The 15,209-nt window shown below is 71.6% G+C and carries 13 protein-coding genes and 1 pseudogene; 7 read left to right on the forward strand and 7 right to left on the reverse strand.

All coding sequences use genetic code 11. From position 1 onward, the window contains the following. Positions 1–31 precede the first annotated feature (31 nt). Entirely contained in the window at positions 32–1,894 is a 1,863-nt protein-coding gene (locus B4N89_RS24795; RefSeq protein WP_235618767.1) for an LVIVD repeat-containing protein, read from the reverse strand. Between the two features lie 410 nt (positions 1,895–2,304). Between B4N89_RS24795 and B4N89_RS24800 the strand changes: the two genes are divergently transcribed. The 4 genes from B4N89_RS24800 (at position 2,305) to B4N89_RS24815 (ending at position 7,133) form a co-directional block, all read left to right on the forward strand. Further along, positions 2,305–3,252, forward strand: a complete 948-nt coding sequence (locus tag B4N89_RS24800) for a LysR substrate-binding domain-containing protein (protein ID WP_078978020.1) — start codon at positions 2,305–2,307, stop codon at positions 3,250–3,252. 100 nt (positions 3,253–3,352) lie between these two features. Next, positions 3,353–4,252, forward strand: coding sequence for a hypothetical protein (locus B4N89_RS24805; RefSeq protein ID WP_078978021.1), 900 nt, complete (start codon positions 3,353–3,355; stop codon positions 4,250–4,252). A 260-nt stretch (positions 4,253–4,512) separates the two neighbouring features. Continuing rightward, on the forward strand, positions 4,513–5,586 hold the full coding sequence (locus B4N89_RS24810) for a fatty acid desaturase family protein (protein WP_078978022.1): 1,074 nt from the start codon (positions 4,513–4,515) through the stop codon (positions 5,584–5,586). Continuing rightward, positions 5,586–7,133 carry an MFS transporter gene (locus tag B4N89_RS24815; protein WP_078978023.1) on the forward strand — a complete coding sequence of 516 codons (1,548 nt, stop codon included), beginning with the start codon at positions 5,586–5,588 and terminating at the stop codon, positions 7,131–7,133. Before B4N89_RS24810 ends, B4N89_RS24815 begins: the two co-directional genes overlap by 1 nt. On the opposite strand, the gene B4N89_RS24820 is transcribed toward B4N89_RS24815, so the two are convergent. Then, positions 7,105–8,658: an ABC transporter substrate-binding protein gene (locus B4N89_RS24820; protein WP_078978024.1), complete on the reverse strand. Its 1,554-nt coding sequence runs from the start codon at positions 8,656–8,658 to the stop codon at positions 7,105–7,107. The genes B4N89_RS24815 and B4N89_RS24820 overlap by 29 nt on opposite strands. A 248-nt stretch (positions 8,659–8,906) precedes the next feature. On the opposite strand from B4N89_RS24820, the gene B4N89_RS49935 reads away from it, so the two are divergent. After that, complete coding sequence (locus B4N89_RS49935; protein WP_078978025.1) at positions 8,907–10,046, forward strand: hypothetical protein; 1,140 nt, start codon at positions 8,907–8,909, stop codon at positions 10,044–10,046. Between the two features lie 114 nt (positions 10,047–10,160). On the opposite strand, the gene B4N89_RS24830 is transcribed toward B4N89_RS49935, so the two are convergent. Continuing rightward, positions 10,161–10,802: a hypothetical protein gene (locus B4N89_RS24830; RefSeq protein ID WP_078978026.1), complete on the reverse strand. Its 642-nt coding sequence runs from the start codon at positions 10,800–10,802 to the stop codon at positions 10,161–10,163. 118 nt (positions 10,803–10,920) lie between these two features. Between B4N89_RS24830 and B4N89_RS24835 the strand changes: the two genes are divergently transcribed. Next, on the forward strand, positions 10,921–11,106 hold the full coding sequence (locus tag B4N89_RS24835) for a DUF5703 family protein (RefSeq protein ID WP_078978027.1): 186 nt from the start codon (positions 10,921–10,923) through the stop codon (positions 11,104–11,106). Between the two features lie 134 nt (positions 11,107–11,240). On the opposite strand, the gene B4N89_RS53065 is transcribed toward B4N89_RS24835, so the two are convergent. The 4 genes and pseudogenes from B4N89_RS53065 to B4N89_RS24850 all read right to left on the reverse strand — a co-directional run bounded on the left by B4N89_RS53065 (position 11,241) and on the right by B4N89_RS24850 (position 13,994). Then, entirely contained in the window at positions 11,241–11,588 is a 348-nt protein-coding gene (locus B4N89_RS53065; protein WP_235619003.1) for a hypothetical protein, read from the reverse strand. Between the two features lie 131 nt (positions 11,589–11,719). Next, positions 11,720–11,899, reverse strand: a pseudogene (locus B4N89_RS51630) (chaplin); the annotation flags it as partial. A gap of 311 nt (positions 11,900–12,210) precedes the next feature. Next, on the reverse strand, positions 12,211–12,450 hold the full coding sequence (locus tag B4N89_RS24845; RefSeq protein WP_078978029.1) for a chaplin: 240 nt from the start codon (positions 12,448–12,450) through the stop codon (positions 12,211–12,213). 215 nt (positions 12,451–12,665) lie between these two features. Continuing rightward, positions 12,666–13,994, reverse strand: a complete 1,329-nt coding sequence (locus B4N89_RS24850; protein WP_078978030.1) for a M20/M25/M40 family metallo-hydrolase — start codon at positions 13,992–13,994, stop codon at positions 12,666–12,668. 305 nt (positions 13,995–14,299) lie between these two features. Between B4N89_RS24850 and B4N89_RS24855 the strand changes: the two genes are divergently transcribed. Continuing rightward, on the forward strand, positions 14,300–15,181 hold the full coding sequence (locus tag B4N89_RS24855) for a TIGR04222 domain-containing membrane protein (RefSeq protein ID WP_078978031.1): 882 nt from the start codon (positions 14,300–14,302) through the stop codon (positions 15,179–15,181). The last annotated feature ends 28 nt before the right edge of the window (positions 15,182–15,209 follow it).

The raw sequence follows: 15,209 nt of genomic DNA on the forward strand, positions 1-15,209 counted from the left end.
GGCGCGGACGCCGAGCGGCCGAACCCGGCGCTCAGGAGCCGCTGTTACGGAACGGCTCCTTCGGCCGGCCCAGGTTCGGCCGACCCAGCACGTCCTTGGCGGACAGCGCGTAGATGCCGTGGTTGGTCAGCACCCACACCACGTTGCGGTCCCACTCGACGTAGACGCCGTGCGTCTGGTTGCCCATCGCCCACTCCGGGAACGTGCCGTCCTCGGTCGGCCAGTCCCGGGTCTTGGTGCCGAACGCCTTGGGCACGAAGTACGCCTCGATCTCCGGCCGGGCCGGGTTCTTCACGTCGAAGACCTGGGCGCCCGCGTTGTAGAAGCCGTACACGAGTGTGCCGTCGTCGTGCCGGCCGGGGTTGGTGTAGTAGCCGGTGCGCTTGGGCCCGAAACTGCCCCGGCGCTGGCAATAGTCGGTGATCCCGGCCGACTTCGGCGGCGTCGGCCGCGGCAGTTGCCCGACGATCCGGGGATTGGCCGGGTCCCGCGCGTCGATCTGGTAGATCGGCTTGTAGGGCTCGTAGCAGTCCTCGGTCAGCGGATAGCCGGAGACGTAGATCATCCCGGTGCGCTGAAACTGCGACACGTCGATGTTGTCGCCCTCGGTGCCCGCGACCGACGGCGGCAGGTCCACGTGCCCCACCTGGCGCATCCGGGCCGGGTCGGAGATGTCCAGGACGGTCATGCCCAGGCCGCCCTGCACGGCGAAGCCGTACCGACCGCCGCGCTCCACCGGAGTGGGCACGAACAGCGACATCCGCGCGCCCAGCCAGCTGGTCCGGTTCCCGCAGCGCGGGTTGCGCGCGTACGCCTCCTCCTCGCCGGTGACCTGGCCGGGCAGGTGCCAGGTGTCCAGCAGCTTCGGCGCGCTCGGGTCGGACATGTCGTAGGACTGGTAGCCGGCCGAGTGCAGGTTGGTCGGGTATTCGGTGTTGGCGTACGTGTCGTTCGGCGCGACCGCGATGAACATGTACTTGCCGCCGTCCCAGTACGGCACGTCCAGCGAACCGGAGCCCTGCTGCGGCCGGTTCGGGTCGCTGTGCAGCGGGTCCGGCTGGGTCGAGTCGGTGCTGACGGTCGAGATCAGCTGCCAGTCGGCCTTGCGGGGACCGTTCAGGCGATACACCTTGAAGCCCTTGAGTCCGGGCTTGGCACGCAACTTCGCCACGCCCTCGGGGTTGCCGTACTTGTCCTTGCCCGGCTCGTCGCCGAGTTCGGTGATCTGGCGCTTGTCCTCGAAGGACTGCACCATCACATACGCGCGCAGCCGGTCGTTCCACTGGATCGTGGACGCGCCCCAGTAGTCCCCGGCCGCCCAGGTCCCGTTGGCCTTCGACTCGTCGCCGCCGACGTCCTCCCGGGACATCTTCTCCACCACCTTGACGTGCTTGACGTCGGTGATGTCGTAGACGCGGCCCTCGGAGCGGTCGTACTGGAACATGTAGCGGCGGCCGTCGAAGTCGACGATGTTCTGCCAGGTGTGGAAGAAGTCGGGGGTGAAGTCGTAGCCCTCGTAGGCGGCTTCGACGGTCATGTTCTTCACGTACTGCCGGCCGTCGTACTCGGCCCGGCGGCCCGGGAACGGGTGCGGGTTCTCCTCGTCGAGCGGGGTCGACGCCGGGGCCAGGAACGAGCCGTCGAGCTGCATGCCGTACGCGTTCGGATCGGCCGCCTGCGGGCGGCGGTCCTGGCAGACGAAGGGGATGTTCGGATCGGTGCCGGCGGCGCCCGCGGCGGTCGCGGTGCGGGCCGGGGAGCCGGCGGCGGGGGAGCCGGCGCGTGGGGCGCCCGCGTAGGTGCCGGCGGTGAGCGCCACCAGGGCGGCCACCGCCAGCGCGCTCGATCTGCCGTATCTGCCGGTGCCGTTGCCAAGGAGGGGAGTGCGGCGCATCTGACGAACCTTCCGACCGGGACGATGACGGGGAAGTACACGACCGGCGGCGACGGCGCCGGGCGGGGACGCGGCACACGCCTTTGCGGGGTACGACGCGAACGGAATCCCCGATCGCACCGTCGACCCGTGGCCTCCTCGCCGGCGACCGGTCCATCCGGCGAGGGGCATTTTCGGCGAGTGGCCCGACCCGGCGGCTTCGGAAGCTCCGATGCCGCCGCGCGTCGATCCGCCCGGGGCCGCTCGCGCGCTCGTGCGGCCACGGCGGCGGCTCGTCAAGAAGCCGTCGCCACGTGCATGATGGCTGCGCCGGTGCATGTCCATCCAATGCCGATCCGGCGCCATGGCATCACCAAACAGGTATGCGTCCTGTCGGGGGGACGCAGCACCGAACCGGTACGGGAGCCCGCGTGGACCTGCTCGACGGACGGCTGAAGTTTCGCCACCTGACCCTGATCACGGCGATCGCCGAGCACGGGGGAGTCAGCCGCGCGGCCGAGGCGTTGCACCTGACCCAGCCCGCCGCCACCCGCACGCTGCGCGAGTTGGAGACGATGGTCGGCGTGCCGCTGTTCGAGCGCGGCCCGCACGGGATGAGCGCGACCCTGTACGGCACCGCCCTGGTCGCACACGCACGGGCGATCCTGGCCGAGGTGCGACGGGCCGGCGACCACCTCGCGAGCCTGCGCGAGGGGCAGACCGGCACGGTCACCGTGGGCACCCTGCTCGCCGGGACCAGCGTGCTGCTGCCGCGTGCGGTGTCCGCGCTCAAGCGGGAGCGGCCCGGGATCACCGTGATCGTCCGCGAGGCCACCCACGACGTGCTGCACCCGCAGTTGCTCGCCGGCGAGATCGACGTCGTGGTGGGCCGGTTGGGGCCGGCCGCGGACGCCGGGCGGATCCGGCGGACCGCGCTGTATCGCGAGCCGATCCGGCTGGTGGTGCGCCGCGGTCACCCGCTCCTGGACAGCGCGCGCGAACTGGCCGACACGATCGCGCACCCGTGGATCCTGCCGCTCGAACAGACGGCGCTGCGCAGCGAATTGGCCCAGCTGTTCCTGCGCAACGGGCTGGCGCTGCCGGCCGACCGGGTGGAGTGCACCTCGATCCTGACCGTACGTGCGCTGCTGCTCGGCACCGACATGATCGCCGCGCTGCCCGAACTCGTGGTCACCGGCGACGACCGCCTCGCGGTGTTGCCGGTGCCGCTGGAGTCGGTGCGCCGCACCGTGGGCACCACCCTCCTGGCCGACCGGCCGCCCACCCCCGCCGTGGGCGCCTTCCTCGCCTGCATCGGCGAGGAGGCGGCGGCGTTGCGGGCCGCGCTGGGCGAGGAGGCGGCGCTCGATCCGGACTGACGCGCCCGCCCCGTACCACCGCACGCCCTGTTCAGGCGGTTTCGCCCGGGAGCACCATGCCACCTCGACAACCGCGCGGGACCGCGCCCAGGGGGCCATCGTGCCGAACGATCCACTCAGCCTCACCCCGCATCCACGGCTGCTGCTCGTGCTCAACGGCCCCCGGGGAGTCGGCAAGCGCGTGGTGGCCGCCGCCGTCGCCCGCCACCTGCGCGGTGCCACGGTGTTCGACCCCGACGCGGTGTTCGACCACGCCACGGTGGCGACTTCCCACCCGGTGGGCGTCGTCCCCCACACGGCGGGCGCGCCGGCCGCGTTGGCGGCCCCCGACGACGGCGCCGCCCCGGAGGCCCCCGGACACCGGCCGCGATCCGCCGCCGGGACGAACAGCGGGACGAACACCGCGACGCCGCACGCCGACCACCGCGCGCCCGGGGCGAACGACCCCGAGCACCGCGCGCCCGCCCGCCGGCGGATCCTGGTCGCGGATGCCGCCGAGGCGCTGCGCACGCACCGGCCCGGGCCGATCCTGATGCCCGCCACCCTCCTCGACCGCGCGCACTGCGAGCACCTGCTCGATCTGCTGGTGGCCCGCGGCTTCGACGTCCGACACGTCACGCTGCACCTGGACCGGCGCGACCGCCGGGCCCGGATCGGCGACGACGAGGCGACGGCGTCCGGTCGCGCAGCCCGCCGCGCGCGACTCGGCTCCGAGCGGCGCTACGAACGGGCCAGGCCCTGGCTGCACGCGGCGACGCTGGTCGTGGACACCACCGCCACCTCGCCGGACACGATCGCGGTCGGCCTCGCCGAGGCGGCGCTGCGGGGGTCGCTGCCCACGCACCGGGGGAGCGGCGAGCGCATCGAGGCCCCGCCGGACTCGCACCCGATCACGACGAACGCCGCCGACGGGGGATCCCGGGGGCGATACCGCGCCACGAACCGTGGCGTCCCGGTACAGGCAGGCCGATTCCGGGACATTCGCCGACGGAACGGCTAGCCGGCGACTCGATCTCGTGCAACAGTTCGATGAACGTACCGATGGCACCCGGACCCTGAGTCGTCACACGCGACGGGTCTTCGCGGACCCGCCGTAGCGGATCACACCGCGTGTGTCCATGGTGCTCGACCCCCACGTGAGGGGAGGTGAAGCCTCCCCGGGATCGGGGGCTTGTCGGCTCGTTCCCCGGTGGGACGGTCAATAGCGTCGAGGTGGGCGCCAAGCCACTGCGCTCACACGACCAACCACCGAGATCCGGGATGCCCCATGACCTTGACCGCACCGACCCTGGACGCGCCGCAGGCCCCGCGCCGCGCCGGGGCAGCGACTTCGCGCCGCTGCTCGCCGACCTCAAGGCGGCCGGCCTGCTGGAGCGGCGCACCGCCTGGTACGCCCGCTCGATCGGCCTGAACCTGCTGCTCCTGCTCGGCTCCTGGGCCGCGGTCATCCGGGTCGGCGACTCGTGGTGGCAGCTCGCCCTCGCGATACCCGTCGCGCTGTTCACCACCCGCGCGTCCTTCGTCGGCCACGACGCGGGCCACCAGCAGATCGCCCGCAGCGCCCGCACCCACCGCATCCTTTCCCTGCTGCACGGCAACCTGCTGATGGGGATGAGCTGCGGCTGGTGGAACGCGAAGCACAACAAGCACCACGCCAACCCGAACCACCGGGAGAAGGACCCGGACGTCGCGGTCGGCGTGCTGGTCTGGGACGCCGAACAGACGGGCGGCCGGACCGGCCTGATGGGCTGGCTGACCCGCAACCAGGCACGACTGTTCTTCCCGCTGCTGCTGCTCGAAGGGCTCAACCTCAAGGTCAACGGCCTGATGGCGCTCAAGGAGCGCACCCCGCGCGAGCGCCGGGTCGAGGGTTCGGTGCTGGCCCTGCACTACGCCCTGTACATCTCGGTCCTGGCGATCTCGATGTCGCCGGTCAAGGCCCTGGTCTTCGTACTGCTCACCCACGCGCTGCTCGGCCTGCACCTGGGCATGGCGTTCGCGCCCAACCACAAGGGCATGCCGATGCCGGAGCCGGGCGTCAAGTGGGACCACCTGCGCCGCCAGGTGCTGACCTCGCGCAACGTCACCGGCGGCCCGGTCACCGACTGGCTGCTCGGCGGGCTGAACTACCAGATCGAACACCACCTGGTGCCGAACATGCCGCGGGTGAACCTGCGCCGCGCGCAACCGATCGTGCGCGCGCACTGCGCCCGGCTCGGAGTGCCCTACCTGGAGACGAGCGCGATCACCTCGTATCGGCAGGCGCTCGGCCACATGCACCGGGTGGGCGCGCCGCTGCGCAAGGAGCGGGCAAAGGTGTCCGCAAATGATTGATGTGTCGTACATCTATCCCTAGGGTGGGGCCGACCTTCCGCCCTCTCCCACCCGGAGCGTTCGTGACCGGCCCCGCCTCGACTCCGCACGACGCGCGACGACGCCTCCTCGTACCGGTCCTCGGCTCCTGCGGCATCGTCGCCGCGCTGATGCAGACCGTCGTCGTCCCGCTCCTGCCGGACCTGCCCGCACTGACCGGCAGTTCGGCCTCGACGGTGAGCTGGACCCTGACCGCCACGCTGCTCAGCGGCGCGGTCTGCACCCCGCTGCTCGGCCGGGCGGGCGACATGTTCGGCAAGAAGCGCATGCTGGTCCTGGCCATGGTCGTGTTGTCGATCGGCTCGCTGATGTGCGCGCTCACCTCGGACATCGCCGTGCTTATCGTCGGCCGCACCCTCCAGGGCATGGCCACCGCCGTGGTTCCGCTGGGGATCAGCATCCTGCGCGACGAACTGCCGCCGGCCAAGGTCGGCGGCGGCGTCGCGATGATGAGCTCGACGCTCGGCATCGGCGCCGCCGTCGGCCTCCCACTGGCCGGCCTGGTGGTCGACCACGCCGACTGGCACATGATGTTCTGGGCCGCCACGGCACTGGCCCTGGTGGTGCTGACCCTGGTCGTGCTCGTGGTCCGCGAGTCGCCGGTCCGCACCCCCGGCCGCTTCGACGTGATCGGCTCGCTCGGCCTGGCCGCGTTCCTGGTCTGCCTGCTGCTCGCGGTCTCCAAGGGCGCCGCCTGGGGCTGGGGCAGCGCCCGGACGACCGGCCTGATCGGCGCCGCCGCGGCAATCCTGCTCGGCTGGTGCCGGCACCAGTGGCGGGCGCGCACCCCACTCGTGGACCTGCGGGTGACCACCCGCCCGGCGGTGCTGCTGCCCAACATCGCCGCGCTGTTCATCGGCTTCTCGTTCTACGCGAACAGCCTGTCCACGGCCCAGCTGGTACAGACACCCGAGGCGAGCGGCTACGGCCTCGGCCTCTCGGTCGCCGCCGGCGGCCTGTGCCTGCTCCCCGGCGGGGTGATGATGGTCGTCCTCTCCCCCCTCTCCACCCGGCTGACCGCCACCCGGGGACCACGCTTCTGCCTCGGCCTCGGCGCCGTCCTGCTCGGCCTGGGCTACGTGGTGCGCATCTTCACCAGCCACGACCTGTGGACCGTCATCGCCGGCGCCACGGTCGTCGCCTCCGGCACCGCCATGTGCTACTCGGCGCTGCCGATGCTGGTCATCCGGGCCGTGCCCGCCGCGCAGACCGCCGCCGCCAACGGGATCAACGCGCTGATGCGCACCATCGGCCAGGCGGTGTGCAGCGCGGTGGTGGCGGCCGTGCTCACCACGTACACGATCTCCGCCGCCGGACGCGAACTGCCCGCGCTGCACGCCTACATGGTCGTGTTCGTGATCGCCGGCGCGGTGGCCGGATGCGCGCTGATCGCCTGCCTGTGCATCCCCGACCCCGTCGGCCCCACGGCGGTACCGATCCCCGCCCCGGCCACCCCCGCCGACTCGCGCCCGCTCGCGCCTAGGCCAGACCCAACCGGTCGAACATGATCAGCCCGTCCTCGAACACGGTCAGGTCGACCACCTTAACGTTCTTCGCCCGGATCGCCGCCGTGAACGCCTGCTCGTAGGCGAACATCGGCACATCCTGCGCCAGCGCCCGCTGCACCTCGGCATACGCGGCCCGCCGGACCTCCGGATCCGTGGTGGCCCGGGCCCGCTCCAGCGCCCCGTCCACCGCCGGGTTCTTCCACTGCATGTGGTTGTCCTGCCCCTTGGAGTGCAGGAAGTTGTACAACACCGGCTCCGGGTCGTCGAAGGACAACACGAACTCGCCCGCGTCGAACTGCCGTTGGATCTGCACCTTCTGGAGGTACTGGGTGCCCTCCAGGAACTCGGTCCTCATGCCGATGTTCCTCATCGTGGCGATCTGGGCCAGCCAGTATTCGGCGGTCACGTGCGAGCCCGGACTGTTGTACGTGCTGTAGGTGAAGTTCAGCGGCTTGCCCTCGGCGGCGAGCGCGTCGAGCAGGCGCTGCGCCTCGACCCGGTTGTTCGCGGGCAGCGGCGCGTCGGAGGCGACGAAGTCCGAACCCGGGCGCAGGAACGTGCTCAGCGGCTTGCCGGCGTCGTCGGTGACCACCTTCGTCCGCGCGGCCGGATCCATGATCAACGCGAACGCGCGCCGCGCCCGGGGATCGTCGAACGGCGGCCGGGCCGTGTTGAACAGCGTCATGAAACCGCCGCTCTTGCCCTCGGTGACCACCGGCAGCCCGGCCTTGCGCGCGTCGCCCATCAACTTGGCCTGCGCCGTGGTCAACACCTGGGCCTGATCGGCGTTCAGCATCGCCAGCCGCTGCGACTGGTCGACCACCGGCTTGAGGATCAGCTCCTTCAACGGCGGCCGCGAGCCCACCTGCCAGTACTTCGGATTGCGCTTGAACACCATCTGCTGGTCGCGCACCCAGCTCTCCAGCCGGTACGGCCCGGCTCCCACCGGCTTGGCGCCGAACCCCTTCGGATCGGCCCTGATCGCGGTCGGCGAGCCGATGAACGCCAGGTTGTGCGCGATCACCTTGTCGAAGTGCGCGTTCGGCGCCGGCAGCGTGACCCGCACGGTCCGGCTGTCGGCCACGGATATGCCGATCCCGGCGACCACCCGCGCCTGGAGCGACTTGTTCGCCGGATCCGCGTGCCGCTCCCAGTTGAACTTCACCGCCTCCGCGTCCAGCGGGGTGCCGTCGGAGAACCTCAGATCCGGCCGCAACCGCATCGTCCAGACCCGACCGCCCTCCGCCGCGGTCGCGCTCTCCGCCAGCTGCGGCATGGCCCGGCCGGTCTTCGGATCGATCCACAACAGCACGTCGAAGACCGCCGCGGCCTGGGTGCCACCGGTGATCTGGGACAGGCTCGCCACGATCGGGTCGAGACTGCGCGCCTCCTGCGTGACCAGCACGGTCATCGCGCCGCGGGACGAACCGCCGGCGGTGGAGTCCGCACCGCACGCGGCGGTGGTCAGGGTCAATCCGAGCAGCGCGGCCACGAGGGCCGGCCGCCGGGGGAGCACGGATCGCACGTGGTCGCTCCTCGCACGGGCCCACCCCGGTCCGGGCGGACCACGGTCTCCGGGCGGGCCGGATCCCCATGGACGGTGAGGGCTCAACCTAAAGTCACTCCTGACTCACGGTCAACAACCGTTTCCGGATCGGTGACCGTCCGGGGCTGCGAGCCGGTTGGGTGATTCGTGCGATTTTCCTGCCGAAGCGGGCATAGGACGGTGTGTTTGCCGATGCCGTGAGGCCTGAACGCACGCCAGGAGACCGCATGACCACCGCCGCCCTGACGCCGGACCTGCTCGCCGAGCTGCGCCGTCCCCGCGCGTACCCGCTGGTGTCCCTGACGCTGCCCACGCACCGGCACCGCCCGGAGAACCAGCAGGACCACATTCGGCTGCGGAACGTGCTCACCGAGGCGGAGAAGCGGCTGGCGGCGGACCCGGAGGTGACCCGGGAGGTACGGATCAAGACGGCCGACCGGCTCCGGGCCGCGGCGGCCGAACTGGATCCGGAGAGCTTCCTCGACGGTCTGGTGCTCTACGCCTCGGCGGACGAGCACTACGCCTTCAGAATCGAGGCGCCGGTCAGCGAGCGGATCGTCTTCGCGACCACCTACCTCACCCGCAACCTGGTCTCCGCGGCGGAACGCCTCACCCCGTACTGGGCGCTGGTGCTCAGCGAGCAGGAGGCACGATTGTGGCGCGGCCGGGGCGAGCACGTGTACGAGGCGCGCGTCGACGGATTCCCGGTCACCACACCCGCGCCCGAGCCGGACGGCCAACCCCGGCGCGAGGGCGGCGGCATCGGGGTGAGCGAGGAATTCCGCCGACTGCTGAACGAGGCCGACGAACACCTGGCCCATGCGCTCACCGGGCCGCAGCGTGACGGCAAGGTCGTCCTGGTCGGCCTGCGACCGCAGGTCAAGGCGTTCCGCGAAGGCAGCCGCAACGCCGGGCACCTGGCCGAGAGCGATCTGGAGGTCGGCGGCCTGGTCGACGCCACGGCCGCGCAGCTCGCCGAGATCCTGGCCCCGGCGCGGGCCGCGCTGGCCGAGGAGGCGACCGCCGCCGCACTGCGGGCGCTCGACGACGCGCGCAGCGCCAAGCGGTACGCGGGCGGCATCCAGGAGGTGTGGGCGCCGGTCCGAGCCGGGCGCGGCGCGCTGCTCGTGGTCGAGGAGGGCCTGCGGGTCACCGGTCGCCTGGTCATCGTCGAGGCGACCGGGGAGATCGCGCTCCAGGTGCTCACCGGCCCGCACGCGGAGGACGCGGTACTGGCCGGTCGGGCCGAGGACGACATCGTCGACACCGTGGTCGAGGCGGCCCTCGAAGGCGACGGCAAGGTGGTCTTCGTCCCCGACGGCACACTCGCGGACGTGGGCGGCATCGCACTGGCGATGCGCTATTGAGCCGGCACCACGCACATCCGGGTGCGGCGGCGGCCTCGCGACAGGCCGCCGCCGCACCCGGATGACACGTGAGCGAACCGGCCAGGGCCGATCGGCGGTCGATCGATACGTCGATCAGTGCAGATCGCGTTCCAGGGCTTCCAGGTCGTCCTCGTACGCGGTGCTCGTCTCGAACCGGTAGATGATGCTGCGCGGATCCGCGTCCTCGAAGGGGGCGTCGAGCCATTCGCCCGGTTCGGTCGGCTCGATCGCGGACACCCACAGGGTCGAATCGCCCGGTTCCAGGCCCAGTTCGTCGGCGCGCTGGGCGATCTCGTCCGGATCGTAGACGTCGAAGAGCACCGCGACCGCGCTGGACGCGCTGTCGGCGCCGGTATCGCGCGGCGAGACGGCCGGTTCGTTCTCGCCGGCCTCCGCGTCGGCCCGGCGGGCGTGGTCGACGAGGGTGATCAGATCCTTGATCACGTAGTCGCGACGGATCAGCACGGTCACCGCCTCGGGGTTGGTCGGCCCCTCGTATTCGGCTTCCTCGCCGCTGCTCGGCACCTCGAACGGGGTGACCTCGTCGTAGGCGTCGTACAACAACTCGTCGTAGGCCTCCGCGGCGGCCGCGAGCGCGTCGTACGCGGCGAAGACGGCCGGGTCGCTCTCGCCCTGGCGGGCTTCGACGGCGGCCAGATGGTCGTCGATCGCCGATTTGAGAACGTCCGCGGCGGCACGGACCTGCTCTGGCGTGGGCTGCGCAACACCGGTCATGGGGTGACGTTATCCGCAAGAGCCCCACGCGCGCACAATGGTTCACTGATGGCAGAGTCGTTGGCCTACCAAAAGGCCGGTCACCGCGCCGGCGGCGCGGGCGCCGGGGAATGGAAACATGGCGGACTACGAGTTTCGGCAACTGGACATTCCGCGCGGCACGTCCCGCGGCGACGCGTGTCGGATCCTGACCGAGCAGGCGGAATACGGGTATTGGGAGCTGGACCGGCTGCTCCTGCGCGGCGACGGCAGCCGCCGGGTGGTGCTCCGGCGCCGGATCATCAGACAGGTGCGCACCATGTGACGGATGCGCACCATGTGAGCGAGGTGAAGGCCGGACTGCCCGCCCCTGTCCTCCCAGGGGCGAGCGGTCCATCCGGGCGCGCGTCGGGGTGCGTCGGGCGCCCGGTCGATGCGGATGGGTCCCGGAGGTCGGGATCAGTCCCGGGCGGGCCGCGCGCGACGGTACAGGACGAAGCCGCCGAGCAGCAGCGCGGCGCCGATCGGGGCCACGGTCAGCGCGTCGGAACCGGTCTCGGCGAGGGATCCGCCGCCGTGCGAGGAACCGCCGGTCGTGCCGCCGGTGCTGCCGGCCGAGCTGCCACCGGTCGTGCCGCCCGTGGTGCCGCCGGTCGTGCCGCCCGTGGTGCCGCCGGTGTTGCCGCCCGTCGACCCGCCGGTGTTGCCACCGGTGTTGTGGCCGGTCGAGCCGCCGCTGGTGCCGCCGGTGGTGGGCGGCGACGTGGTCGGCGGCTTGGTGGTGGGGGCTTGGTGCTCGGCGGGCACGTGGTCGGCGGCTTGCTGGTCGGCGGGTGCGTCGTCGGGGGCTTCGTGTGCGGTGGCTTGTTCGTCGACACGTTGGCGCAGTGGTTGCCGAAGGCCGGGTTCAGCGCACCGATGACGTTCACGGTGTTGCCGCAGATGTTCACCGGGACGTGGATCGGCACCTGGATGTTGTTGCCCGACGCCACGCCGGGCGAGCCGACGGCCGCTCCGTCGGCCCCGCTGCCGGCGTTGGCCACGCCGACGGCCGCGGACGCGAGTGCGCCCGCGGTGGCGACGACGACCAACAGCCCCTTCTTGGCGAGCTGGTGCATGTAGGTACCCCTGTGTCTCTTTCGCGAGGGGCGGGGGACGTTGACCCCGCACGGTCGTCCAACGAGAGTCGACACCGGAGGTCACCGGGGTGACGGGGATTCGCTCGTATGGCTGAGTTTCGGCCTTCCGTGCAACCGTGTTCCGATTGTTTTCGCCCGCGCTTCGGCCCGGACGGGCTCGGCTGAACGAAGCCGACCGTCGCCGCGCCGAGGCCGCCGGGCCCGGGCGGGGGCCGGCCGTACAGCGGGACGGCCCCGAGACCGTGGCGGTCCCGGGGCCGTCCTCACGCCATCGAGCGCGTGGGCCTGGATCAGGTGTTGATGCAGGTGTTGCCGAAGGCGGGGTTCAGCACACCGACGATGTCGATGGTGTTGCCGCACAGGTTGATCGGGACGTGGATCGGCACCTGGATGTTGTTGCCCGACACCACACCGGGGGAACCGACGGCCGCGCCGTCCGAATCGGCGTTGGCCATGGCGCCACTGGCACCGGCGAGCACGAGACCACTGCCGGCCGCGACGATGAACGCGGTCTTGCCCATCTTCTTCATGATTCTTCCGTCCTCCTTGTAGACACCACGACGCGCATGCGCGCCGCACAAGAAGAAACGACCGGATCAAGCGCAGGCTACGTGCTCCGGGAGGTATTCACTCGTTCGGGCCCGACGGCCGGGAAAACCCGTGGTCGGCGATGCCGACGGGCGCGCGGCACGGGCTCGGGATCCCGCTCCCGACCCGGCCGTGCGCCCCCCGCTCATCCGATGTCTCACGCGTTGTCGAGCAGGTGGTCCAGCACCCGGACACCGAACTTCAGCCCGTCCACCGGGACCCGCTCGTCCACGCCGTGGAACATGCCCGCGAAGTCGAGGTCGGCCGGCAGCTTGAGCGGCGCGAAACCGAAGCAGCGGATGTTCAGATCGGCGAAGGACTTCGCGTCGGTGCCGCCCGACAGGCAGTACGGCACGGCGCGCGCGGCCGGGTCGTGCGCGCGCAGCGCGGCCGACATGGCCTCGACCAGGGCGCCGTCGAAGCCGGTCTCCAGGGCCTGGTCCGTGTGGACCGTCTCGCGGCGCACGCGCGGGCCCAGGACCGCGTCCAACTCGGCGTGGAACTCGTCCTCGAAGCCCGGCAGGAATCGACCGTCCAGGTGGGCGGTGGCCTGCCCGGGGATCACGTTGACCTTGTACCCGGCGTTCAGCATGGTCGGCTGCGCGGTGTTGCGGATGGTCGCGCCGATGATGCTCGCGATCGGGCCGAGCCGCTCGATGGTGGACTCTATGTCGTCCGGGTCGAGTTCGATGCCCAGGGCGTCGGAGACCTCGTCCAGGAACGCGCGCACGGTCTTGGTGATCCGGATCGGGAACTTGTGCCGACCCACCCGGGCGACCGCCTCGGCCAGTTCGGTGATCGCGTTGTCCTTGGCGATCATCGAGCCGTGGCCGGCGGTGCCGTCCACGATCAGCCGCATCCAGTCCATGCCCTTCTGGGCGGTCTCGACCAGGTAGAGCCGCAGGTCCTCGTTGACCGTGAAGGAGAAGCCGCCGACCTCGCCGATCGCCTCGGTGACGCCCTCGAACAGGTCGGCGTGGTTGTCCACCAGGTGCCGGGCGCCGTACAGACCGCCGGCCTCCTCGTCGGCCACGAAGGCGAGTACGACATCGCGCGAGGGCAGCCGGCCGGACCGTACCCGATCACGCAGCACCGCGAGCACCATCGCGTCCATGTCCTTCATGTCGACCGCGCCCCGACCCCACACGCAGCCGTCGGCGATCTCGCCCGAGAACGGGTCGTGGGTCCAGTCGGCGGCGTTCGCCGGGACCACGTCGGTGTGGCCGTGGATCAGCAGGCCCGGCCGGGACCGGTCGATGCCCTCGATCCGGACCACCGTGCTGGCCCGGCCGCGCTCGGATTCGTAGATCTTCGGCTCCAGGCCGACCTCGGCCAGCTTTTCGGCGACGTATTCCGCGGCGGCCCGTTCACCCGGCCCCGATCCGTCGCCGTAGTTGCTCGTGTCGATGCGAATCAGGTCGCGACACAGGTCGACGACCTCGTCTTCCGCGCGGGTGGTGGGCTGGGGACGGACAGCCTCCGTCATGACGGCTCCTCGGGAAAGGCGGAACGGCACGTGTCTACGGGTGTACCACCATCCTGCACCCGCGAGCGGATCCGACCGAGCCCGGGCACCGTTCTGACGATCAGTCAGTTGACTGGGGGCGGGTCGCGGGGCCGGCACGGGGCTCCCGCGCGAGCGCGTGGCGACTGCGGGGCGGCCGTGTGGCGACGATGCCCGGAACGTAGGGAGATGCCTCTGACCGGGGGGATCGGGCCACTGCTACCTTCCGGATCAGGGTGAACAAGCCGCACACACCCGCGAGTCGGACAATCGGGAGGGGACGTCACATGAACGGCACGGCGTGGGGTCTGACGGGTCCCGAATTCCTCCGCCTCTACGGCGGGATCGCCCTCGGGCTCGTGGTTCTGGCGATCGTGTTGCGGATCGTGCTCGCCTGGGCGATCCGCGGCCAGGCGCGCGGCGGGCCGCTGGGCGCGTATGACGCGGCCTACCTGGCGGGCGGCCCGATGCGGGTCGCCGACACCGCGTTGGCGTCCCTGATCACCGAGGGCTACGTACACGTCCAGCGGGTCGGTCGGGTCACCGCGGCGACCGGATCGCGGCCACCGGAGGCGGTGGCCGCGGCGATGCTGGACATCGTCCGCACCACGCGCGGCACCCGCATCGCCCTGCTGCGGGGCTGGTCGCGCAGTCCCATGCGTGCGGAGATCGAACGCAGCCTGGTCGACCGCGGACTGCTGCACTCGCCGCTCGCGCGTCGGATCGCCAAGACGCCGTCCCGGCTGCTGTTCGTGCTCGGGCTGGTGGGCATCGCCCGCTTCGTCAACGGCCTGGCGCACAGCCGGCCGATCGGCTTCCTGGTCCCGATGATCGTGTTCACCTTCGTCTTCGCGGGGCTGACCGCGGCGGGCTTTCGGACCACCGCGGCGGGCCGCCGGGAGCTGCGCGGTCTGACCGCACAGGTGCGGGCCGACCGCCGCTCCGGCGCCCTGGTCGGCGCGGGCGCGCTGTCCGGCCTGTTCGTGGTGGCCTGCCTGGGGTTGGCGGCACACCCCGACCCGGATGCCCGGCTCGCGCTGGTGGCGTACGGCGGCACCGGCAGCAGCGGTGGTGGCGGCGGTGGCGACGGCGGCGGAAGCGGCTGCGGTGGCGGGAGCAGTTGCGGCGGAGGCGGCGGCTGTGGCGGTGGCGGCGGCTGCGGGGGCTGATAGATCCCCGGCTCGACGATCGACGAAG

The organism is Embleya scabrispora (genome assembly GCF_002024165.1).
GTDB classification, from domain to species: Bacteria; Actinomycetota; Actinomycetes; order Streptomycetales; family Streptomycetaceae; genus Embleya; species Embleya scabrispora_A.

Excerpts from the sequence above, each read along its gene's own strand:
- B4N89_RS24795 (WP_235618767.1), bottom strand. The coding sequence starts at position 1,894 with ATGCGCCGCACTCCCCTCCTTGGCAACGGCACCGGCAGATACGGCAGA.
- B4N89_RS24810 (WP_078978022.1), top strand. The coding sequence starts at position 4,513 with ATGCCCCATGACCTTGACCGCACCGACCCTGGACGCGCCGCAGGCCCC.
- B4N89_RS24815 (WP_078978023.1), top strand. The coding sequence starts at position 5,586 with ATGTGTCGTACATCTATCCCTAGGGTGGGGCCGACCTTCCGCCCTCTC.
- B4N89_RS49935 (WP_078978025.1), top strand. The coding sequence starts at position 8,907 with ATGACCACCGCCGCCCTGACGCCGGACCTGCTCGCCGAGCTGCGCCGT.
- B4N89_RS24830 (WP_078978026.1), bottom strand. The coding sequence starts at position 10,802 with ATGACCGGTGTTGCGCAGCCCACGCCAGAGCAGGTCCGTGCCGCCGCG.
- B4N89_RS24835 (WP_078978027.1), top strand. The coding sequence starts at position 10,921 with ATGGCGGACTACGAGTTTCGGCAACTGGACATTCCGCGCGGCACGTCC.
- B4N89_RS24845 (WP_078978029.1), bottom strand. The coding sequence starts at position 12,450 with ATGAAGAAGATGGGCAAGACCGCGTTCATCGTCGCGGCCGGCAGTGGT.
- B4N89_RS24850 (WP_078978030.1), bottom strand. The coding sequence starts at position 13,994 with ATGACGGAGGCTGTCCGTCCCCAGCCCACCACCCGCGCGGAAGACGAG.
- B4N89_RS24855 (WP_078978031.1), top strand. The coding sequence starts at position 14,300 with ATGAACGGCACGGCGTGGGGTCTGACGGGTCCCGAATTCCTCCGCCTC.